Raw genomic sequence first — 20505 nt, 5'->3', positions numbered from 1 at the left:
CGCGGCATCCGATCCGGCGCCTCGTCGGCGCCCCGGCCTTCAGCGGGAGCTTCCATGACGACGACACGAATCAACGACCTGGACACGCCGGGCAGCGGTCCCTGGTGGCGGCATCCGATGATGTGGCTGGTGGTCGGCGGGCCCGGCATGGTCGTGGTGGCGGGCGTGGCCACCCTGGTGCTCGCGCTGACGCATCCCGACCCGGTCGTCCCTTCGTCGGACGGCGTCGATCGGAGCGGTGTGGCAGCGGAAGCGGGCGCCGACGCCGCGATGGCCCCTGCGATGAAGGCGCGCAACCACGCGGCGACAGGCGGGCAGACCCCCTGATCGATCCTGGTCCGGGCTCGTGCCTACACGGCGCGGCGGACCAGCTGCAGCAGCCGGCGCGGCTTGAGGACGCGCAACTCGCGCGCCCGCACCTCCAGCACGCCGTCCTCCTGCATGCGCGAGAAAGTGCGGCTGACCGTCTCCAGCGTGAGCCCCAGATGGCTGCCGATCTCGTCGCGCGTCATGCGCAGCACGACGCTGGAGGACGAGAAGCCGCGTGCACGCAGCCGACGCATCAGGTTGATCAGGAACGCGGCGACGCGCTGTTCCGCCCGCATCGAGCCGAGCAGCACCATCATGGCCTGGTCCCGCACGAGTTCCCGGCTCATCAGCCGATGGAACTGGCGCTGCAGGCGGTCGAACTCGCGGGTGAGGTCCTCCAGCCGACCGTAGGGAACGACGCACACCTGCGAGTCCTCCAGCGCGACCGCCTGGCTCGCGTGCGCGCCGTCATAGATGCCGTCCAGGCCCAGCAGCTCGCCGGCCATGTGGAAGCCGGTGACCTGATCGCGGCCGTCCTGCGCCGACGCCGAGGTCTTGAAGAAGCCGGTGCGGACGATGTAGATCGCCTCGAAGACGTCGCCGGTCTTGAACAGCACCGCTCCGCGCGCGATCGCGCGCCGATCGCTCACCATGCGTTCGAGCTGCAGCACCTCCGCGGCGGGCAGGCCGGTCGGCAGGCAGATCTGGCGCAGTGCGCAAGTCGAGCAGCTGATCTTGAAGAGGTCGTGCGGCGCGGAAGGGGGCGGGGGAAGTCGGAGGCGGCTCGACATGAGGCGGTCAGGCATGCGAGGAAGCGGCGGATTCTTTGTCGGGGCCCCGGCGCCGGCAATGACATCAATCAATGACGATTTGGCAGCAAAGGGTGAGGATCGCCGCCCATGAACCCTGATCCGACCCCGTGGGACCGCAGCATCCCCGATGCCGATCTGCTGCGCCGGTTCGACATCGCCGGACCGCGTTACACCTCCTATCCGACGGCCGACCGCTTTCATGCAGGCATCGATGCCGAACATCATGGAGAGACGCTGGCGCTGCGCGCGTTCGGCCCCGCGGCGACGCAGCCGCTGTCGGTCTATGTCCACATCCCGTTCTGCGAGTCGGTCTGCTACTACTGCGCCTGCAACAAGGTGGTCACCCGCCATCACGAACGCGCGGCGGTCTATGTCGACGCGCTGGAGGCGGAGATGGTGCTGGTGCACCGGCGGCTCGGGGCGCGCGCGCTGGTGTCGCAGCTGCATTTCGGCGGTGGCACGCCGACCTTCCTGGCCGACCGCGAGCTGTCGATGCTGATGGCCTTGCTGCATCGTCACTTCCGCCTCGCGGCCGATGCCGAGATCTCCATCGAGGTCGATCCCCGGACGATCGACGTCGCGCGGCTGCGCCACCTGCGCACGCTGGGGTTCAACCGGCTGAGCTTCGGCGTGCAGGACTTCGATCCCGACGTGCAGCGGGCCGTGCATCGCGAGCAGAGCCTGGAGAGCGTCACGGCGCTGATGGGCGCCGCGCGCGACCTGGGCTTCCGCTCGATCAACGTCGACCTGATCCACGGCCTGCCGCGCCAGACGCCCACCTCCTTCGCGCGGACGATCGACCAGGTCGCCGCCTTGCGGCCCGACCGCATCGCGCTCTACGGGTACGCCCACCTGCCGCACCGCTTCAAGCCGCAGCGCCGCATCGACACCGCCGCGCTGCCGCCGGCCCCGGACAAGCTGCGGATGCTGGCCGGCGCCATCGCCGGGTTCATCGCCCGTGGCTACAGCTACATCGGCATGGACCACTTCGCGCTGGCGGACGATCCGCTCGCCGTCGCCAAGCGGGAAGGGCGCCTGCATCGCAACTTCCAGGGCTACAGCACCCAGCCGGACTGCGACCTGGTGGCGCTGGGCGTGTCGGCGATCTCCAAGGTCGGCGCCTCGTTCGCGCAGAACGTCAAGACGCTGCCCGAGTACTACGCCGCCCTTCGCGAGGGGCGCCTGCCGGTCGAGCGCGGGCTGACGCTCGACCAGGACGACCTGGTGCGGCGCGACGCGATCATGGCGCTGATGTGCCAAGGCCGGCTCGAGTTCGATCCGATCGAGCGCTCGCACGGGATCGTCGTCGCGGACTACTTCTCGCCGGAGCTTGAACGGCTGCGACAGTTCGCGGCGGACGGCCTGGTGACGATCGATGCGCGCGGCGTGCAGGTCACGCCGATGGGCTGGTTCTTCGTCCGGGCGGTGGCGATGGTGTTCGACCGCTACCTGAAGGCGGTGGATCGCGCCACGCCGCTGATGGCGATGGCTGGCGAGCAAGCATCCGTTGTCGCGGCCGAGGCGCCGGTGCGCTTCTCCCGCATCCTCTGAGGCGCCGCCAGAGGCCGGGATGCTGACACTGGCGCTGGCGGGCTCCGCCTTTCTCATGGGAATCGTGGGCTGCGTCCATTGCGCGGCCATGTGCGTCGCGCCATGCGCGGTGGTCTCTGGTGGGCGACGCGCCGGTGTCGCCGCCTTCCATGGCGGCCGGCTCCTGGGCTACGCGGCAGGCGGGGCCGTCGCCGCGGCCAGCGTGGGCGGACTGCTGCGCTGGGAGATCGCTTCCGGCGCGCTGCGCCCACTGTGGCTCGTGGTCCAGCTCGCCGCGCTGATGTTCGGCCTGCTCCTCGCCTGGCGGGCGGAGCTGCCGGGATGGGCGGTACGGCGCTGGACAGGACGAACGCCAGTGCGCTTGACTGTCCCCGCCAGCGCGTTGGCCGGGGGCGGCGTCGCGTTCACGCCCGCGCGGACGGCCAGCGCGGGCCTGGCCGGCGTGGCGTGGCTGGCCTGGCCCTGCGGACTCCTGCAATCGGCGCTGACGGTGGCAGCCCTCGCCGACGGCCCCTGGCAGGGCGCGGCGGTGATGGCGGCCTTCGCGCTTGGCTCCTCGCCGGGTCTGGTCGCCGGTCCCTGGCTGCTGGCGCGACTGGGCGGCGCCGACCGGGGCGTCGCCAGCGGCGGATCGGGTGTGCGAATCGCGACCCGGCTCTCCGGCGTCATGCTGGCCGCCGGCGCCCTGTGGGCGCTCGGTCACGGCCTGTGGGCGCAGATCCGCGCGTACTGCGGGTGAAGCCTCCAGGACCCCGGCCGGGGCATCAGCCGATTGAAAGTTTCGCTGTCATAGAATCGGCGCTTCCGTTTGTCCCAACCACCACGCGATTCGCGGAGACGACTCCATGTACCAGCACATCAAGGTGCCCGAGGGCGGCCAGAAGATCACGGTCAATGCCGACTTCTCGCTCAACGTTCCGAACAACCCGATCATTCCTTACATCGAGGGCGACGGCACCGGCTTCGACATCACCCCGGTGATGATCAAGGTGGTGGACGCGGCTGTGGCGAAGGCCTACGGCGGCGCCAAGAAGATCCACTGGATGGAGATCTACGCCGGCGAAAAGTCGACGAAGGTCTACGGCCCCGACGTGTGGCTGCCCGAAGAGACGCTGCAGGTCCTGAAGGACTACGTCGTCTCGATCAAGGGCCCGCTGACGACGCCCGTGGGCGGCGGCATCCGCTCGCTGAACGTGGCGCTGCGCCAGGAACTGGACCTGTACGTCTGCCTGCGCCCGGTGCGCTGGTTCAAGGGCGTGCCCTCGCCGGTCAAGGAACCCGAGAAGACCGACATGGTCATCTTCCGCGAGAACTCGGAAGACATCTACGCCGGCATCGAGTTCGAAGCCCAGAGCGACAAGGCCAAGAAGCTGATCAAGTTCCTGCAGGAGGAATTCGGCGTCAAGAAGATCCGCTTCCCGGAAACCTCGGGCATCGGCGTCAAGCCGGTGTCGAAGGAAGGCACGGAGCGCCTGGTCCGCAAGGCCATCCAGTACGCGATCGACAACGACAAGCCCAGCGTCACGATCGTGCACAAGGGCAACATCATGAAGTTCACCGAAGGTGGCTTCCGTGACTGGGCCTACGCCCTGGCCCAGAAGGAATTCGGCGCCGAGCTGATCGACGGCGGCCCGTGGTGCAAGTTCAAGAACCCGAAGACTGGCAAGGACATCGTGGTCAAGGACAGCATCGCCGACGCGTTCCTGCAGCAGATCCTGCTGCGCCCGGCCGAGTACTCGGTCGTCGCGACGCTGAACCTGAACGGCGACTACATCTCCGACGCGCTGGCTGCCCAGGTCGGCGGCATCGGCATCGCCCCGGGCGCGAACCTGAGCGACTCCGTCGCCATGTTCGAAGCGACCCACGGCACCGCGCCGAAGTACGCGGGCAAGGACTACGTGAACCCCGGTTCCGAGATCCTGTCGGCTGAAATGATGCTGCGCCACATGGGCTGGACCGAAGCGGCCGACCTGATCATCTCGTCGATCGAGAAGTCGATCCTGTCGAAGAAGGTCACGTACGACTTCGCCCGCCTGCTGGACGGCGCGACGCAAGTGTCGTGCTCCGGTTTCGGCCAGGTGATGATTGACAATATGTGAGTCCAGGCCGGCGTAAGCCGGTCCCGACCCGCGACCCCGGCCTGACCCGCCGGGGTTTTCTTTTTGGTGGCTCGCTCAGCGGCGGTCCGGCGGCGGCCGCCCGGCGGTTCTCCCAATGCAGAAGGCCCGCTCGCGCGGGCCTTGCTGTGGACGGTGGATCAGCGCAGGCGGGTCACGCCGCTGCCTGCTGTTGCCCGGCCAGGTTGTCCGCCATGAGCGGGATGCCCAGGGGCGCCTCCATCGCATCGCCGCCGTCCAGCGGGCGGATGTTCTGGGCCAGTTGGCCCTTGGGGCCCTGGACCAATTCATAGCTCACCTTGGAGCCCTGCTTCAGCGTCCGGAAGCCGTCCATCTGAATGGCCGAGAAATGGGCGAAAACGTCCCCTCCGCCTTGTTCGGGTTCAATAAAGCCAAACCCCTTGGCATCGTTGAACCACTTGACCGTGCCTGTTGCCATCGTTCTTCTCCATCCCGGTGTCTTTTTCGCACCGGGGCGGATTCTCAAATCCGTGTCAAGCCAGTGTCAATTGAGGAACTCCCCGGGGTGTGGCGCCGCGAAGGTGACAAACTCGGGGCATTGACAGGCGTTGGCCCGTCCCCATGTAGGGTGCTCCCGCTGTTTATAGAATCGGCTCATGCCTTTGTTTGCTCAACAGTTCCCCCCGGCGGGTCCCCCTGGCGGCGCGCCGCCGCCGGGCACGGAGGAGGGTGGGAATTCCACCACGCTGGAGCGTGTCGCTCAGAAGACGGAGCCTCCGCGCCTGTATCAGGTGCTGATGCTCAATGACGACTTCACGCCGATGGAGTTTGTGGTGATGGTCTTGCAGGAGTATTTCCGCCATGACTTGGATACGGCCACCCAGATCATGTTGAAGATCCATCACGAAGGCCGCGGCGTCTGCGGTGTATTCACCAAGGACGTGGCGGCCACCAAGGTCGAAATGGTGTCGGCGGCCGCACGGCGCGCCGGTCACCCCCTGCAGTGCATTATGGAGGCCGCATGATTGCGCAAGAGCTTGAAGTCAGCCTGCACATGGCGTTTGTCGAGGCACGCCAGCAGCGCCACGAGTTCATCACCGTGGAACACCTGCTGATGGCGCTGCTGGACAACCCGTCCGCGGCCGAGGTGCTGCGCGCCTGCGCAGCGAATATCGAGGACCTGCGCAAGTCGCTTGCGCAGTTCATCAAGGAAAACACCCCCACCGTCGGTGGCACGGACGAGGTCGACACGCAGCCCACGCTGGGATTCCAGCGCGTGATCCAGCGCGCGATCATGCATGTCCAGTCCACCGGCAACGGCAAGAAGGAAGTGACCGGCGCCAACGTGCTGGTCGCGATCTTCGGCGAGAAGGACTCCCACGCGGTCTACTACCTGCACCAGCAGGGCGTCACCCGCCTGGACGTCGTCAACTTCATCGCCCACGGCATCAAGAAGAGCGAGCCGCCCGAGCCCCCCAAGGGCCCGGAAGGCAACGGTGCCGAGTCGGAGCGCGAAGAGGGCGAAGGCGGCCAGGGGCAGGGCGGCGGCAAGGGCAGCCCGCTCGAGCAGTTCACCCAGAACCTCAACCAGCATGCGCGCGACGGCAAGATCGATCCGCTGATCGGCCGCGAGCTCGAGGTCGAGCGCGTGGTGCAGGTGCTGTGCCGCCGCCGCAAGAACAACCCGCTGCTGGTGGGTGAAGCCGGCGTGGGCAAGACCGCGATCGCCGAGGGCCTGGCCTGGCGCATCACCGAGGGCCAGGTGCCCGACGTGCTGGCCGAGGCGGTGGTCTATTCGCTGGACATGGGCGCGCTGCTGGCGGGCACCAAGTACCGCGGCGACTTCGAGCAGCGCCTCAAGGCGGTGATCAAGCAGCTCAAGGACCAGCCCGGCGCGATCTTGTTCATCGACGAGATCCACACGCTGATCGGCGCCGGCGCGGCCTCGGGCGGCACGCTGGACGCGAGCAACCTGCTCAAGCCGGCGCTCTCGTCGGGCCAGCTCAAGTGCATCGGCGCGACCACCTTCAGCGAGTACCGCGGCATCTTCGAGAAGGACGCGGCGCTGTCGCGGCGCTTCCAGAAGATCGACGTCGTCGAGCCGACCGTGGACCAGACCGTCGAGATCCTCAAGGGCCTGAAGTCGCGCTTCGAGGAGCACCACAGCGTCAAGTACGCGCTGGGCGCGCTGCAGGCCGCGGCGGAGCTGTCGGCCAAGTACATCAATGACCGTCACCTGCCCGACAAGGCGATCGACGTCATCGACGAGGCCGGCGCCGCGCAGCGCGTGCTGCCCAAGAGCAAGCAGAAGAAGACCATCACGCGCGCCGAGGTCGAGGACATCGTCGCCAAGATCGCGCGCATTCCGCCGGCCTCGGTGTCGTCGGACGACCGCGGCAAGCTCAAGAGCCTGGACCGCGACCTGAAGAGCGTGGTCTTCGGCCAGGATCCGTCCATCGATGCGCTGTCCGCGGCCATCAAGATGGCGCGCTCGGGCCTGGGCAAGCCCGACAAGCCGATCGGCTCGTTCCTGTTCAGCGGCCCGACGGGCGTGGGCAAGACCGAGGTCGCCAAGCAGCTCGCCTACATCCTGGGCATCGAGCTGATCCGCTTCGACATGTCCGAGTACATGGAGCGCCACGCGGTCAGTCGCCTGATCGGCGCGCCTCCGGGTTATGTCGGCTTCGACCAGGGCGGCCTGCTGACCGAGGCGATCACCAAGAAGCCGCACGCGGTGCTGCTGCTCGACGAAATCGAGAAGGCGCATCCGGACGTCTTCAACGTGCTGCTGCAGGTGATGGACCACGGCACGCTGACCGACAACAACGGGCGCAAGGCCGACTTCCGCAACGTGATCATCATCATGACCACGAACGCGGGCGCGGAGGCGATGACCAAGTCGACGATCGGCTTCACGACCAAGCGTGAGCAGGGCGACGAGATGGCCGACATCAAGCGGCTGTTCACGCCGGAGTTCCGCAACCGCCTGGACGCCATCGTCAACTTCGGCGCGCTGAACGAGGACATCATCCTGCGGGTGGTGGACAAGTTCCTGCTGCAGCTCGAGAGCCAGCTGGCCGAGAAGAAGGTCGAAGTCACCTTCAGCGACGCGCTGCGCAAGCATCTGGCGGCCAAGGGTTTCGATCCGCAGATGGGCGCCCGCCCGATGCAGCGCCTGATCCAGGACACCATCCGGCGCGCGCTGGCGGACGAGTTGCTGTTCGGTCGCCTGGTCGACGGTGGTCGCCTGAGCGTGGACGTGGACGACAAGGGCGAGGTCCAGCTCGACATCACGCCCAACAAGAAGGACAACAAGCCCAAGGCCGAGCCTGCGACGGCGGACTGAGACCCCGCCCCTCCCATGAAAGCCCGCTCACGCGGGCTTTTTCATGCCTGCTCGGTGTATCGCATCAAGGGAACCCGGGCCCCGTCTCCGCAGCTTAAGGAGGGAATTTGGCGGCCGTGGCGGCCGCCAAAGGAGGGAGACGGAGGAGACGGGGCCCGGGTTCCCTTGATGGTGCTCAATCGCGTGCCGGGTCCTGCCTGAAGAAGCCAACGAGGAGTCGATAGAGCCGCGGCTGCTCGGCGAGCAGCTCACGAGGTGCCACGAAGAATGCTTCCACCGCCACGGCGAAGAACTCTTCCGGCGCCTCGGCGCCGTAGGGATCGATGAGCGTCGCATGCCCCGCGTCGACCTGGTCGCAGAACCAGTGCCATTCGGCCTCCATCGTCGCGCCCCATTGCTGCCGCAGGGCGGGGTCGTCGATGGGCGGCGCGCCGTCGGGCTCCCCGTCGCGCACGTCGAGCACATGCGCGAACTCGTGGATGACGACGTTGTAGACCGAATCGTGGCCTTCCACGCGCTCGGTCGCCTCGGGGGCGATCTCGCTCCAGGCGAGCATCAGCGGGCCGCCTTCCATCGCCTCGCCGGCCAGGGTTTCGTCGTACGCGTGGACCACGCCGTCCTCGTCCATCGTCTCGCGAGCGGCGACCACTTCGCCCTCGTGCATGACGATGCCGACGAAGCCGTCGTACCAGGACAGTCCCAGCTTCAGCACCGGCAGGCAGGCCTGCGCGGCGACGGCGACGGCCACCTCGTCGGTGACCTCGAAGCCGCCGGCGCCGTGGAACTCCTTGGACGCCAGGAACAGCGAGCAGAGCCGGCGCAGCTCGGTCCGATCCGCCTCGGAGCGCCGGGCGATGAAGGGGTACTGCGCCAGCGTCAGCGTCCAGAGCTCGTCGGGAATCGCGTACTGGTCAAGCAGCTGGCGCTCGCGGCGTGCGCGCCAGCGCTGGAGCAGGTCGCCGATCACGGCGAGCCGCCTTCCGCATGCGGGTCGGGCGCCGCCGCGTGCATCGGCGCGATGCGATGCAGGCCCTGGGCGTCCATCACCAGCACATCCCCGCGACCGGGACCGTGGTCGTAGTCCCAATCGGACAGCACCGCGCGTGCGAGGCCGTCGCCGAGGTCATGGAGCGCCGGGCGATGCGTGTGGCCGTGGATCAGCGTGTCGCAGCCGGCATCGCGCAGCCAGGCGCGGGCCGCGTCGTCGTCGACATCCGCCCAGGTCGAGGGATCGCTCTGGTGCATGCGGCTCTTCGCGCGCAGATGTCGCGCCAGCGCGCGTCGCGCGAAGAGCGGCATCGCACGCAGCGCCGCCAGCACCCCGGGACGTCGCACCACCGCGCGAGCGCGCAGGTAGCCGACATCGCCCAGGCAGAGCTGGTCGCCATGGCTCAGCAGCCAGCCGCGTCCGAAGGCGTCCAGCCGCGTCGGGTCCGACAGCAGCCGCATGCCGGCATCCTCGGCCATCGGCTCGCCGAGCGCGAAGTCGCGGTTGCCGTGCATGAAGAAGAGGGGTTTGCGCGCGGAGGCCTCGCGCAGCAGTTCGAGCGCGAATTGCTCGAACGTACCGGCCTGCCAGCGCGCGTCGTCGCCGATCCAGGCCTCGAAGATGTCGCCCAGCAGGAAGATCGCATCCGCGGGCGTGGCGGACAGGTGGGCGCGCAGTCGCGCCAGCGTCGCCGGCATGTCCGGCGACAGGTGCAGGTCGGAGATCAGGTCGATCCGCCGCCAGCCGGGCTCGGCCCGCAGCGTCGCCAGGGGCGACGGCAGTCGGGGCGCGGGCGACACGGGACGGGCGGCGGAACCGCGACTCACTCGACCGCGACGGCGCGCTCGATGATGACCGCGTCGACCGGCACGTCGTCGTGGAAGCCCGAACGGCTGGTCTTGACCTTCTCGATCTTGTCCACGACGTCCTGGCCGCCGACGACCTTGCCGAACACCGCGTAGCCCCAGCCCGACGGGCTCTCGCTCTTGAAGTTCAGGAAGTCGTTGTCGACGGTGTTGATGAAGAACTGCGCGCTGGCCGAGTGCGGCGCATTGGTGCGCGCCATCGCCACGGTGTACTTGTCGTTCTTCAGGCCGTTGTTGGCCTCGTTCTGGATCGGGGCGTCGGTGGGCTTCTGCTTCATGCCTTCCTCGAAGCCGCCGCCCTGGGCCATGAAGCCCTTGATGACGCGATGGAAGATGGTGCCGTCGTAATGGCCCTTGGCCACGTAGGCCAGGAAGTTCTCGACGGTCTTGGGGGCCTTGGCGTCATCCAGCTCGAGGGTGATCAGACCCTGGTTGGTGTGCAGTTCGACTTTCTTGCTCATGTCGGTGACTCCTTATTTCTCGACGGTGGCCTTGTGGATGAGGATGGGCGTGCCGGGCAGGTTCTGGAACGCCGGATTCTTGGGCGACGGCGCGGTCGGCACGGCCCGGATCTTGTCGACGACCTCCATGCCCTCGGACACGTAGCCGAAGACCGCATAGCCGCGGCCGTCGGCGGCGAAGCCGGGGTCCAGGGCCGGGTTGTCCACGACGTTGATGAAGAACTGCGAGGTCGCGGAGTTCGGATCGTTGGTCCGCGCCATCGCGACGCTGCCGCGGATGTTCATCAGGCCGTTGCCGGCCTCCAGCGGAATCGGCGCCTTGGTCGGGCGCTGCTTCAGGTCGGGCGTGTAGCCGCCGGTCTGGATCATGAAGTCGCCGATGACGCGATGGAAGATCACGCCGTTGTAATGGCCGGCCTTCACGTAGGCGAGGAAGTTGGCGACGGTCTTGGGCGCCTTCTCGGCGTCCAGCGTGATCTTGATGTCGCCGACGCTGGTGTTCAGCTTGACGACCTGCGCCTGGGCGAGCGATGCCGCCAGGCTCAGCACGGCGCCGGCGGCGAGCAGGAGTGGGGATGTCCTCATGGTCCTCGTGTCGGTGGGGGTGGAGGGAGGGGGCGGGCGGCGATGTACGGCGGTTTGCGGCGGTGTGCAGGCCGTGGCGCGCGGTCGGCGCGCCCTCGCCGATCATCGCTGCTGGGCGCCCTTGGCGTTGTTGAACGCGGTGACGCGCTGCAGCTTGACCTTCAGCGCGGTGTCGTCGCCCAGCGCCTGCTTGAGCGCGCGTTCATACGATTGCTGGGCCAGGCGCATGAGCACGTCGCCCATGTTCTCCTGCGCCTGCGCATGGTCCGGCTGCAGGTCCAGCGCGCGGGTCAATGCCTGGCGTGCCGCCTCGTACTCGCCGCGCGCCGCATGGATGACGGCCAGGTTGTTGTAGGGATCGGCGAGATCGGGGAAGTCCTCGGTCAGCCGCGTGAAGATCACACGGGCCCGCTCCAACTGCTGGGTCTCCAGCAGCATGGTGCCGAGCGCGAAGCGCAGGCGGGGGTCGTCGGGCGTGGTCTTGAGGCCGGCTTCGGCGGTCTGGATGGCCTGCTCGCGCTTGCCGGCGGCCCACTGGGCCTGGGCCTCGTCGAGCACGGCGGCGTGCGTCAGGGTCGCGCCGGTCATCGCCAGGGCGACGCAGCAGGCTCGGAACAGGGCGGGGAGTCTTGGCATAAAGTCGGGCCGCTATACTGCCGGGCATTCTAGAGCGAGCTTTCGTCTCCCGCTCGTCCCCCGGCCGGCCCTCCGCCCCACCCGCACCGCACCGTCGAATGCGCCGACGCCCAGCGACCCGTCGCTGGCCCGGCGCGACATACGTATGTCTTCCTTGCGCATCTACAACACGCTGACCCGCCAGCTGCAGCCCTTCCAACCGATCGAGCCGGGCAAGGTCCGCCTGTACGTCTGCGGCATCACCGTCTACGACCTGTGCCACATGGGGCATGCGCGGATGAACCTCGCTTTCGACGTCGTCTATCGCTGGCTGTCCGCCAGCGGCTACGACGTCACCTTCGTGCGCAACATCACCGACATCGAGGACAAGATCATCCGCCGCGCGCTGGAGCGCGGCGTCACGATCCGCCAGCTGACCGACGAGATGATCGCGGCCATGCACCGCGACTTCGCGGCGCTGGGCATCGCCACGCCGACGCACGAGCCGCGCGCCACCGACTACGTCCCGCAGATGCTGGACATCATCGGCAAGCTCGAGGCCAAGGGCTTGGCTTACCACGCCGACGGCGGCGACGTGAACTACGCGGTGCGCAAGTTCGAGGGCTACGGCAAGCTCAGCGGCAAGTCGCCGGACCAGCTGCGCGCCGGCGAGCGCGTCGCGGTCGACGATGGCAAGCGCGACCCGCTGGACTTCGTGCTCTGGAAGTCGGCCAAGCCCGACGAGCCGGCCGAGGCCAAGTGGGCCAGCCCCTGGGGCGAAGGCCGTCCCGGCTGGCACATCGAATGCTCGGCGATGAGCTGCGCGCTGCTGGGCGAGCGCTTCGACATCCACGGCGGCGGCATGGACCTGCAGTTCCCGCACCATGAGAACGAGATCGCTCAGAGCGAGGGCGCCTTCGGCCATCCCTTCGTCAACCTCTGGATGCACAACGGCTTCCTGAACATCGACGGCGAGAAGATGTCCAAGAGCCTGGGCAACTTCTTCACCATCCAGGAAGTGCTGGAGAAGTTCGACGGCGAGTCGATCCGCTTCTTCATGCTGCGCACGCAGTACCGCAGTCCGTTCAACTTCAGCGACGTCAGCCTGGACGACGCGCGCACCGCGCTGCGCCGGCTCTACACCGCGCTGGACGCGGTGACGCCGGCGGAGGTGGCCATCGACTGGACGCAGGGCCCGGCCGCCGCCTTCAAGGCCGCGATGGACGACGACTTCAACACGCCGGGCGCGCTGGCCGTGCTGTTCGAGCTGGCCAACCAGGTCAATCGCGATCGCTCCGCGCAGGATGCCGGGCTGCTCAAGGCGCTTGGCGGCGTGCTGGGCGTGCTGCAGCAGTCGCCCAAGGCCTTCCTGCAGGCCGGCGCCGGTCTGGATGAAGGCGCGATCGAGGCGCAGATCGCGGCGCGCGCCGCGGCCAAGGCGGGCCGTGACTTCGCCGAGGCCGACCGCATCCGCAAGGCGCTGCTCGATCAGGGCATCGAGCTGAAGGATTCCGCCACCGGCACGACCTGGGTTCGCGCGTCGAAGGTGGGAGAGCAGGCCTGATGGCGCGTGTGGCGACCGCCGGGGTGACCCCGGACTACTGGGACGAGGCCTGCAGACACCTGGTCAAGCGCGACCGGGTGATGAAGAAGCTGATCCCGCAATTCGGCGAAGCGCGGCTGCAGAGCCGCGGCGACGCGTTCACCACGCTGGCGCGTTCGATCGTCGGTCAGCAGATTTCGGTGAAGGCTGCGCAGAGCGTGTGGGACAAGTTCGCCGAGCTGACCTCGGGGCCGTCCAACCGCATCAAGCCGACCGAGGTGCTGGGCCTGGAGAAGGCGGCGCTGCGCGAGGTCGGCCTGTCGGTGCGCAAGGTCGAGTACCTCAGCGACCTGGCGCAGCATTTCGAGTCGGGCCAGGTCCATGTGCGCCAATGGGCGCAGATGGAGGACGAAGCCATCATCGAGGAACTGGTCGCGATCCGCGGCATCGGCCGCTGGACGGCTGAGATGTTCCTGATCTTCCATCTGATGCGCCCGAACGTGCTGCCGCTGGACGACCTGGGATTGCTGAAGGGCATCAGCCAGCATTACTTCAGCGACGAGCCGGTGTCGCGGGCCGAGGCCCGTGAACTGGGCGAAGGTTGGGCCCCGTATCGCTCGGTGGCCACATGGTACATTTGGCGGAGCCTCGATCCGCTACCCGTGGATTACTGAGAATGAGCAAGAAACACTTCCTCGAATTCGAGCAGCCCATCGCCGAGCTCGAAACCAAGATCGACGAACTCCGCTACGTGCAGAGCGAGTCTGCGGTGGACATCTCCGAGGAGATCGACCGCCTGGGCAAGAAGAGCCACCAGCTGACGAAGGACATCTACGCGAATGTCCTGCCGTGGCAGGTCTATCAGGTGGCTCGCCATCCGCAACGTCCGCAGACGCTGGACTACTGCGCCGAAGTCTTCACCGAATTCCAGGAGCTGCACGGCGACCGCCATTTCGCGGATGACGCCGCGATCGTCGGCGGCCTGGCACGCTTCAATGGCCAGGCCTGCATGGTCATCGGCCACCAGCGCGGCGCCGACGCCAAGGAGCGCACGCTGCGCAACTTCGGCATGCCGCGCCCGGAGGGCTATCGCAAGGCGCTGCGCCTGATGAAGCTGGCCGAGAAGTTCGGCCTGCCGGTCTTCACCTTCATCGACACGATGGGCGCATACCCCGGCATCGGTGCCGAGGAACGCGGCCAGTCCGAGGCGATCGGTCGCAACATCTTCGAGATGGCCCAGCTGGAAGTGCCCATCGTCGCGACGGTGATCGGCGAGGGCGGCTCCGGCGGCGCGCTGGCCATCGGCGTGGCCGACCAGGTGCTGATGCTGCAGTTCTCCGCCTACTCGGTGATCTCGCCCGAAGGCTGCGCGTCCATCCTCTGGAAGACCGCCGCCCGCGCGTCCGAGGCCGCCGAGGCCCTGGGCATCACCGCGCATCGCCTCAAGGCCCTGGGCCTGATCGACAAGATCGTCAACGAGCCGGTCGGCGGCGCGCACCGCGATCCGAAGCAGATGGCTTCGAACCTGAAGCGCGCCCTTGGTGATGCGCTGCGCCAGGTCTCCGACCTGAAGACCAAGGATCTGCTGGAGCGCCGCTACGAGCGCCTGCAGGCCTATGGTCGATTCAGCGACACCAAGAGCCGCTGATCCCGCCGAATCCGCCACCCTCGGCGATCCGGCATCACGCCGCGTGATCGCGGTCGCCTGCAGTGGCGGCCGCGACTCGACGGCGCTCCTCCATGCCACCGCCAGCGCCGCCCGTTCATTCGGTGCCCGCGTGGTGGCGCTGCACATCCATCACGGCTTGAGCGCCCACGCGGACGCGTGGCTCGCGCAGCTGCGCGAGCAGGTGACCGAGTGGGCCGCGCAAGGGCTGCCGGTGGAGTTCGTCCATGAGCGCCTGACGGATGCGCCAGCGCCTGGCGACAGCACCGAGGCATGGGCCCGTGCCGGCCGCTATGAGGCGCTGCAACGCCTGGCCCTGGCCGCCGGCGCCGACTTGCTGCTGCTGGCGCACCACCGCCGCGATCAAGCCGAAACCTTCCTGTTGCAGGCCCTGCGCGGCGCCGGTGTCGCGGGCCTGTCCTCGATGCCGCGCGCGCAGTGGCGCGACGGTGTCTGCTGGGCTCGCCCCTGGCTGGACCATCCGCGGGAAGCGATCGAGGCTTATGTCCACGAGCACAAGCTGAGCTTCGTCGACGACAACAGCAATGGCGATCCACGCTTCGCGCGCAACCGGCTGCGCCAGACCCTCTGGCCGGCGCTGATGGCGCAGGGCGCTGGTGCGGAAACCGCATTGGCGCGCGCGGCCGGATGGGCGCAGGAAGCGGCTGAACTCCAGCGCGAGGTGGCCGAGGATGATCTCGCGCAATGGGCCGATGCGAGCGGCCTCGCGCAGGCGATGCTGACGTCCCTCAGCCCGGCGCGCGCGGCCAATGCGCTGCGGGCTTGGCTGCATCGCGTCACCGGACGGGCGGCACCGGCCACGCTGATCCGACGGCTCCTCGACGAAGCGCCCGTTGCCACGGTGGCGCGATGGCCGCTGGGCGCTCTGGGGGGCACGGGCGCCATGGGCGCTATTGGCGGTGCTGAACTCCATCTCTATCGCGGCCGCTTCTTCGTGCAGGCCCGCTCGAAGACGCCGCCTCCCGCGCCCGCGGAGGCGTTGCCGGCGTCGCTCATCGGACTGGGCATCGCCATGAGCTCCGCCGTGCCGCGCGAGCGCCTCGACCTCGCGCGCGCCGGCCGCCACCCGATCCCGTCGTGGGGAGGCGCATTCGATGTCGAACCCGTGACCACGGGCGGCGTCGCGCTTTCTGCGCTCAGCAATGTCGAGTTGCGCCGGCGCGAAGGCGGCGAGCAGTTCCAGTCGCATCCCAAGGGCCTCGCGCGGGCGCTGAAGAAATGCTGGCAGAGCGCGGGAATCCCCGCTGTCCAGAGGGAAGGGCCCCTGGTCTACGTCGACGGACGCCTGCTCTTCGTGCCCGGCCTGGGCCTGGATGCGCGCTGGCGTTCGGACGCCGGCGAAGCACAAATGACGCTGCGATGGGTGTCGGATGCATGCGGATCACGCATGGGCAGCGACGTTGCGGGCAAGGGCGCGTCTTAGAATCGCCCGCTGTGGTCGCGGTGCACCTCCTTCCCGCGCTAACGCGGACGCCGCCAGGGCGTCCCACCAGCAGTCTCTGACACTCCCATGGCATTGATCGTTCACAAGTACGGCGGCACCTCGATGGGGTCGACCGACCGTATCCGCAATGTCGCCAAGCGCGTCGCCAAATGGGCGCGGGCCGGCCACCAGATGGTGGTGGTCCCCTCGGCGATGAGCGGCGAGACCAACCGCCTGCTCGGCCTGGCCAAGGAACTGTCGCCCGGCAGCTCCTCGCCGTCGCTGATGCGCGAGCTCGACATGATCGCCTCCACCGGCGAGCAGGTCTCGGTGGGCCTGCTGGCCATCGCGCTGCAGGCCGAGGGCATGGACGCGGTCAGCTACACCGGCTGGCAGGTCGGCGTGTCGACCGACAACTCGTACACCAAGGCCCGCATCGAAAGCATCGACGACGCCAAGGTCAAGGCCGACCTGGATGCCGGCAAGGTCGTCGTGATCACCGGCTTCCAGGGCGTGGACGAGGACCGCAACATCACGACGCTGGGCCGCGGCGGCTCGGACACGTCGGCGGTGGCGATCGCGGCGGCGATCAAGGCCGACGAATGCCTGATCTACACCGACGTCGACGGCGTCTACACCACCGATCCGCGCGTCGTGCCGGAAGCCCGGCGCATGAGCACCATCAGCTTCGAGGAGATGCTGGAGATGGCGTCGCTCGGCTCCAAGGTGCTGCAGATCCGCTCGGTGGAATTCGCCGGCAAGTACCGGGTGCCGATGCGCGTGCTGAGCAGCTTCACGCCGTGGGACATCGACATCAACGAGGAAGCCAAGTCCGGCACCCTGATCACTTTTGAAGAGGACGAACAAATGGAACAAGCCGTCGTCTCCGGCATTGCATTCAACCGCGACGAGGCCAAGGTGACGCTGCTGGGCGTGCCGGACAAGCCCGGCATCGCGTTCCAGATCCTGGGCCCGGTGGCCGACGCCAACATCGATGTCGACGTCATCATCCAGAACGTGTCGCAGGACGGGAAGACCGACTTCTCCTTCACCGTGCACCGCAACGACTACCAGCGCGCGATGGAGCTGCTGGAGAAGACCGTCGGCCCGGCGGTGCAGGCTGCCAAGGTGATCGGCGACCAGCGCATCTGCAAGGTGTCCATCGTCGGCATCGGCATGCGCTCGCATGTGGGCGTGGCGTCGAAGATGTTCCGCTCGCTGTCGGAAGAGGGCATCAACATCCAGATGATCACGACCAGCGAGATCAAGACCTCCGTCGTCATCGACGAGAAGTACATGGAACTGGCCGTGCGCGCGCTGCATCGCGCGTTCGATCTGGACCAGGAAATCGAAGCCTGAGCGCCGGTCGCACGGCGATTCAACCGGAGTTTCGGTTGAGGGCCTGGAAAGCCATGCTATAGTCGCTGCTTCTCCGGTTGGAGACGTGACCGAGTGGCCGAAGGTGCTCCCCTGCTAAGGGAGTATGCGGGCAAAACCTGCATCGAGGGTTCGAATCCCTCCGTCTCCGCCAACCAGATGTGAAACCCCCGCAGCGCAAGTTGCGGGGGTTTTCGCATTCAGGGCCGGCATGCTTGGCCCGATGTGGCCTACAGTGGGCCGCATGTACACGCCCAAGCATTTCGACCTGCCGGATCTCTCGCACGCGCGGTTGATGATCCAGGAGCATCCGCTGGCCACGCTGATGCTGATCGATCCCACGCACGGCTTGTCGGCGACACCGGTGCCGATGATCTGGGGCGCGCCGAGCGAGGCGTCGAGCAGCGAGGGCTGGTGGCTCGAGGGCCACCTCGCGCGCGCGAACCCGCATGTGGCGGCGCTGATGTCCGGCGAGATCGGCGAGGTGCTGGTGCAGTTCAACGGGCCCGGCGCGTACATCTCGCCCAGCCACTACGACACGCCGCTGTCGGTGCCGACCTGGAACTACCTGACCCTGCAGGTCCATGGCGGCGTGCAGGTCATCGATGACGAGGCCGGCAAGGATGCACTGCTCAAGCGCCTGATCGCGACGCAGGAGCCCGATTACGCCGCGCAATGGCGCGGTCTGCCGGCGGACTTCCAGCGCAAGCTGCTGGGCGCGATCGTGGGTTTCCGCATCCCGGTCGAGCGCTGGACGATGAAGGCCAAGCTCAGCCAGAACCGCACCGCCGACGAACGGGCGCGGATCCTCGCGCACCAGGAGCACCATGGCTCGCTCGAGGAGCAGATGCTGGCGCGCTGGGTGCGCGAGCTCGCGCCGCGCTGATCGCCGCCGCGACGCTGGAAAGCACAAGGCCCGCACGAAGCGGGCCTTGTCGTTGGCGAATGCACGGTGTGGCCGCGGGCCGCCTGCGCTCACATGCTCACGTAGTTCGGACCGCCGCCACCTTCCGGCGTGACCCAGACGATGTTCTGCGTCGGGTCCTTGATGTCGCAGGTCTTGCAGTGCACGCAGTTCTGCGCGTTGATCTGCAGGCGCTGCGCGCCGGCGTCGCCGACGAACTCGTACACGCCGGCCGGGCAGTAGCGGCTTTCCGGGCCGGCGTACTTGGCCAGGTTGACGTCCACCGGCACGCTGTCGTTCTTCAGCGTCAGGTGCGCGGGCTGGTTCTCCTCATGGTTCGTGTTGGACACGAACACCGACGACAGCCGGTCGAAGGTCAGCTTGCCGTCGGGCTTGGGATAGTCGATCTTCGGCATCTCGGACGCCGGGCGCAGGTAGGCATGATCAGGCTTGTCGCGGTGCAGCGTCCACGGCGGGCTCTTGATGCCGATCTTGGGCAGCAGCCATTGCTCGATGCCGGTCATCAGCGTGCCGACGGTGTTGCCCTTCTTGAACCAGGTCTTGAAGTTGCGCGATTGATCGAGTTCGTCGCGCAGCCAGCTGCGCTCGAAGGCGGCGGGGTAGGCGCTGAGTTCGTCGAGCTGACGGCCCGCGGCGAGTGCCTCCGCGATGGCGTCGGCGCACATCATCCCGGACTTGATCGCGGCGTGGCTGCCCTTGATGCGCGCGGCGTTCAGATAGCCGGCGTCGTCGCCCACCAGCGCGCCGCCGGGGAAGACCTGCTTGGGCAGGCTCAGCAGGCCGCCCGCAGTGATCGCGCGGGCGCCGTAGCCCAGGCGCTTGCCGCCTTCGATGTGCTTGCGGATCGCGGGGTGCGTCTTCCAGCGCTGCATCTCCTCGAAGGGCGACAGCCACGGATTCTTGTAGTCCAGTCCGACCACGAAGCCCAGCGTCACCTTGTTGCCCTCGAGGTGGTACAGGAAGCCGCCGCCGTAGGTCTCGCTGTCCATCGGCCAGCCGGCGGTGTGCACCACCAGGCCGGGCTTGGCCTGCTCGGCGGGCACTTCCCACAGTTCCTTGATGCCGATGCCGTAGGTCTGCGGATCCTTGCCCGCGTCGAGCTGGAACTTCGCGATCAGCTGCTTGCCCAGGTGACCGCGCGCGCCTTCCGCGAAGATCGTGTACTTGCCGTGCAGCTCCATGCCGAGCTGGAAGCCCTCATGCGGCTGGCCGTCCTTGCCCAGGCCGACGTTGCCGGTGGCCACGCCCTTGACGCGACCCTGCTCGTCGTAGACGACCTCGGCGGCGGCGAAGCCGGCGAAGATCTCCACGCCCAGCGCCTCGGCCTGCTGCGCCAGCCACTTGGTGACGTTGCCCAGCGAGATGACGTAGTTGCCCTCGTTGTGGAAGCAGCCCGGGATCAGGAACTGCGGCGTGTCGGTGTGGCCGGTCTCGCTCAGGAACAGCACCTGGTCGCCCGTGACGGGCTGGTTCAGCGGGGCGCCGAGTTCCTTCCAGTTCGGGAACAGCTCGGTGATGGCCTTGGGGTCCATGACCGCGCCCGACAGGATGTGGGCGCCGGCCTCCGAGCCCTTCTCCAGCACGACGACCGAGATCTCCTGGCCCTTCTCGGCCGCGATCTGCTTGAGCCGGATCGCGGTGGCCAGGCCCGCGGGACCGCCGCCGACGACCACGACGTCATATTCCATGCTGTCGCGCGGACCGTACTGGGCAACAAGTTCTTCGGAGGTCATGGTCATCCTTGCTCGTTCTAGTAAGAGGCCTGGCCGCGACCGCGCGGTCGGCGGGCGGGGGCCGGCTCGCGGTCTGGCTGGGGCGGGTTGCGGCGCATTCTAGCCGCGCGATCAAAAAAAAGAACGGTCGTGCTTTTTGCGAACTAGAGAGGGACGTCGACAGCGCGATGTCCGGTCGCGCCGACCCGAATGGGGGTGCTGCGCGC

20 protein-coding genes and 1 tRNA gene are annotated in these 20505 nt (G+C 67.8%); 13 read left to right on the top strand and 8 right to left on the bottom strand.

Translation table 11 applies throughout. From position 1 onward, the window contains the following. Positions 1-54: 54 nt before the first annotated feature. A complete protein-coding gene (locus tag ACTJKJ_RS15065) occupies positions 55-327 on the top strand; it encodes a hypothetical protein (RefSeq protein WP_091732289.1) in 273 nt (90 codons plus the stop codon). A gap of 23 nt (positions 328-350) precedes the next feature. Here ACTJKJ_RS15065 and ACTJKJ_RS15060 read toward each other — a convergent pair whose 3' ends face one another. Then, positions 351-1100, bottom strand: coding sequence for a helix-turn-helix domain-containing protein (locus tag ACTJKJ_RS15060; protein WP_297388342.1), 750 nt, complete (start codon positions 1098-1100; stop codon positions 351-353). Between the two features lie 108 nt (positions 1101-1208). Between ACTJKJ_RS15060 and hemN the strand changes: the two genes are divergently transcribed. From hemN to icd, 3 genes are all read left to right on the top strand, one after another. Further along, positions 1209-2672 carry an oxygen-independent coproporphyrinogen III oxidase gene (gene hemN, locus ACTJKJ_RS15055; RefSeq protein WP_297388339.1) on the top strand — a complete coding sequence of 488 codons (1464 nt, stop codon included), beginning with the start codon at positions 1209-1211 and terminating at the stop codon, positions 2670-2672. Positions 2673-2691: 19 nt separating this feature from the next. Continuing rightward, the gene (locus tag ACTJKJ_RS15050; protein ID WP_297388336.1) at positions 2692-3411 is read left to right on the top strand and encodes a sulfite exporter TauE/SafE family protein; all 720 of its coding nucleotides are present in this window, start codon (positions 2692-2694) and stop codon (positions 3409-3411) included. A gap of 106 nt (positions 3412-3517) precedes the next feature. Further along, the gene (icd, locus tag ACTJKJ_RS15045; RefSeq protein ID WP_091732300.1) at positions 3518-4771 is read left to right on the top strand and encodes an NADP-dependent isocitrate dehydrogenase; all 1254 of its coding nucleotides are present in this window, start codon (positions 3518-3520) and stop codon (positions 4769-4771) included. Positions 4772-4943: 172 nt separating this feature from the next. Here the strand turns inward: icd and ACTJKJ_RS15040 are convergent, their stop codons facing one another. Continuing rightward, the gene (locus tag ACTJKJ_RS15040; protein ID WP_091732303.1) at positions 4944-5228 is read right to left on the bottom strand and encodes a cold-shock protein; all 285 of its coding nucleotides are present in this window, start codon (positions 5226-5228) and stop codon (positions 4944-4946) included. A gap of 178 nt (positions 5229-5406) precedes the next feature. On the opposite strand from ACTJKJ_RS15040, the gene clpS reads away from it, so the two are divergent. Together clpS and clpA are read left to right on the top strand one after the other, a co-directional pair. Next, the gene (clpS, locus tag ACTJKJ_RS15035) at positions 5407-5775 is read left to right on the top strand and encodes an ATP-dependent Clp protease adapter ClpS (protein ID WP_091732307.1); all 369 of its coding nucleotides are present in this window, start codon (positions 5407-5409) and stop codon (positions 5773-5775) included. Next, positions 5772-8096 carry an ATP-dependent Clp protease ATP-binding subunit ClpA gene (gene clpA / locus ACTJKJ_RS15030; protein WP_297385663.1) on the top strand — a complete coding sequence of 775 codons (2325 nt, stop codon included), beginning with the start codon at positions 5772-5774 and terminating at the stop codon, positions 8094-8096. Before clpS ends, clpA begins: the two co-directional genes overlap by 4 nt. 175 nt (positions 8097-8271) lie before the next feature. On the opposite strand, the gene ACTJKJ_RS15025 is transcribed toward clpA, so the two are convergent. The 5 genes from ACTJKJ_RS15025 to ACTJKJ_RS15005 form a co-directional block, all read right to left on the bottom strand. After that, on the bottom strand, positions 8272-9063 hold the full coding sequence (locus ACTJKJ_RS15025; protein ID WP_440820961.1) for a zinc-dependent peptidase: 792 nt from the start codon (positions 9061-9063) through the stop codon (positions 8272-8274). After that, the gene (locus tag ACTJKJ_RS15020; RefSeq protein WP_440820960.1) at positions 9060-9884 is read right to left on the bottom strand and encodes a UDP-2,3-diacylglucosamine diphosphatase; all 825 of its coding nucleotides are present in this window, start codon (positions 9882-9884) and stop codon (positions 9060-9062) included. Before ACTJKJ_RS15020 ends, ACTJKJ_RS15025 begins: the two co-directional genes overlap by 4 nt. 23 nt (positions 9885-9907) lie before the next feature. Beyond that, the gene (locus tag ACTJKJ_RS15015) at positions 9908-10411 is read right to left on the bottom strand and encodes a peptidylprolyl isomerase (RefSeq protein ID WP_091732316.1); all 504 of its coding nucleotides are present in this window, start codon (positions 10409-10411) and stop codon (positions 9908-9910) included. A gap of 12 nt (positions 10412-10423) precedes the next feature. Further along, the gene (locus ACTJKJ_RS15010; protein WP_440820959.1) at positions 10424-10996 is read right to left on the bottom strand and encodes a peptidylprolyl isomerase; all 573 of its coding nucleotides are present in this window, start codon (positions 10994-10996) and stop codon (positions 10424-10426) included. Between the two features lie 102 nt (positions 10997-11098). Continuing rightward, entirely contained in the window at positions 11099-11584 is a 486-nt protein-coding gene (locus ACTJKJ_RS15005; protein WP_175538452.1) for a tetratricopeptide repeat protein, read from the bottom strand. Between the two features lie 193 nt (positions 11585-11777). Between ACTJKJ_RS15005 and cysS the strand changes: the two genes are divergently transcribed. From cysS to ACTJKJ_RS14970, 7 genes are all read left to right on the top strand, one after another. Beyond that, complete coding sequence (gene cysS, locus ACTJKJ_RS15000; protein WP_440820958.1) at positions 11778-13175, top strand: cysteine--tRNA ligase; 1398 nt, start codon at positions 11778-11780, stop codon at positions 13173-13175. Further along, positions 13175-13828 carry a DNA-3-methyladenine glycosylase family protein gene (locus ACTJKJ_RS14995; protein WP_091732327.1) on the top strand — a complete coding sequence of 218 codons (654 nt, stop codon included), beginning with the start codon at positions 13175-13177 and terminating at the stop codon, positions 13826-13828. Before cysS ends, ACTJKJ_RS14995 begins: the two co-directional genes overlap by 1 nt. A 2-nt stretch (positions 13829-13830) precedes the next feature. Further along, on the top strand, positions 13831-14802 hold the full coding sequence (locus ACTJKJ_RS14990; RefSeq protein ID WP_091732330.1) for an acetyl-CoA carboxylase carboxyltransferase subunit alpha: 972 nt from the start codon (positions 13831-13833) through the stop codon (positions 14800-14802). 43 nt (positions 14803-14845) lie between these two features. Beyond that, positions 14846-16264, top strand: coding sequence for a tRNA lysidine(34) synthetase TilS (gene tilS, locus ACTJKJ_RS14985; protein ID WP_297385676.1), 1419 nt, complete (start codon positions 14846-14848; stop codon positions 16262-16264). 87 nt (positions 16265-16351) lie between these two features. After that, positions 16352-17623, top strand: coding sequence for an aspartate kinase (locus ACTJKJ_RS14980; protein WP_183480728.1), 1272 nt, complete (start codon positions 16352-16354; stop codon positions 17621-17623). A gap of 79 nt (positions 17624-17702) precedes the next feature. Next, positions 17703-17795, top strand: a tRNA-Ser gene (locus ACTJKJ_RS14975). A gap of 90 nt (positions 17796-17885) precedes the next feature. Continuing rightward, positions 17886-18527, top strand: coding sequence for an FMN-binding negative transcriptional regulator (locus ACTJKJ_RS14970; protein WP_297385678.1), 642 nt, complete (start codon positions 17886-17888; stop codon positions 18525-18527). A gap of 89 nt (positions 18528-18616) precedes the next feature. Here ACTJKJ_RS14970 and ACTJKJ_RS14965 read toward each other — a convergent pair whose 3' ends face one another. Further along, entirely contained in the window at positions 18617-20299 is a 1683-nt protein-coding gene (locus tag ACTJKJ_RS14965; RefSeq protein ID WP_440820957.1) for an electron transfer flavoprotein-ubiquinone oxidoreductase, read from the bottom strand. Positions 20300-20505: the final 206 nt, after the last annotated feature.

Source organism: Roseateles sp. 22389, from assembly GCF_052044995.1.
Classification (GTDB): Bacteria; Pseudomonadota; Gammaproteobacteria; order Burkholderiales; family Burkholderiaceae_C; genus Roseateles.
This window is presented reverse-complemented; position numbering and strand designations above follow the sequence as displayed.

Excerpts from the sequence above, each read along its gene's own strand:
- ACTJKJ_RS15065 (WP_091732289.1), top strand. The coding sequence starts at position 55 with ATGACGACGACACGAATCAACGACCTGGACACGCCGGGCAGCGGTCCC.
- ACTJKJ_RS14995 (WP_091732327.1), top strand. The coding sequence starts at position 13,175 with ATGGCGCGTGTGGCGACCGCCGGGGTGACCCCGGACTACTGGGACGAG.
- clpS (WP_091732307.1), top strand. The coding sequence starts at position 5,407 with ATGCCTTTGTTTGCTCAACAGTTCCCCCCGGCGGGTCCCCCTGGCGGC.
- ACTJKJ_RS15015 (WP_091732316.1), bottom strand. The coding sequence starts at position 10,411 with ATGAGCAAGAAAGTCGAACTGCACACCAACCAGGGTCTGATCACCCTC.
- ACTJKJ_RS15050 (WP_297388336.1), top strand. The coding sequence starts at position 2,692 with ATGCTGACACTGGCGCTGGCGGGCTCCGCCTTTCTCATGGGAATCGTG.
- ACTJKJ_RS14980 (WP_183480728.1), top strand. The coding sequence starts at position 16,352 with ATGGCATTGATCGTTCACAAGTACGGCGGCACCTCGATGGGGTCGACC.
- ACTJKJ_RS15010 (WP_440820959.1), bottom strand. The coding sequence starts at position 10,996 with ATGAGGACATCCCCACTCCTGCTCGCCGCCGGCGCCGTGCTGAGCCTG.
- icd (WP_091732300.1), top strand. The coding sequence starts at position 3,518 with ATGTACCAGCACATCAAGGTGCCCGAGGGCGGCCAGAAGATCACGGTC.
- ACTJKJ_RS15060 (WP_297388342.1), bottom strand. The coding sequence starts at position 1,100 with ATGTCGAGCCGCCTCCGACTTCCCCCGCCCCCTTCCGCGCCGCACGAC.
- cysS (WP_440820958.1), top strand. The coding sequence starts at position 11,778 with ATGTCTTCCTTGCGCATCTACAACACGCTGACCCGCCAGCTGCAGCCC.
- ACTJKJ_RS14965 (WP_440820957.1), bottom strand. The coding sequence starts at position 20,299 with ATGACCTCCGAAGAACTTGTTGCCCAGTACGGTCCGCGCGACAGCATG.
- ACTJKJ_RS14970 (WP_297385678.1), top strand. The coding sequence starts at position 17,886 with ATGTACACGCCCAAGCATTTCGACCTGCCGGATCTCTCGCACGCGCGG.
- ACTJKJ_RS15040 (WP_091732303.1), bottom strand. The coding sequence starts at position 5,228 with ATGGCAACAGGCACGGTCAAGTGGTTCAACGATGCCAAGGGGTTTGGC.
- hemN (WP_297388339.1), top strand. The coding sequence starts at position 1,209 with ATGAACCCTGATCCGACCCCGTGGGACCGCAGCATCCCCGATGCCGAT.
- clpA (WP_297385663.1), top strand. The coding sequence starts at position 5,772 with ATGATTGCGCAAGAGCTTGAAGTCAGCCTGCACATGGCGTTTGTCGAG.
- ACTJKJ_RS15005 (WP_175538452.1), bottom strand. The coding sequence starts at position 11,584 with ATGACCGGCGCGACCCTGACGCACGCCGCCGTGCTCGACGAGGCCCAG.
- ACTJKJ_RS14990 (WP_091732330.1), top strand. The coding sequence starts at position 13,831 with ATGAGCAAGAAACACTTCCTCGAATTCGAGCAGCCCATCGCCGAGCTC.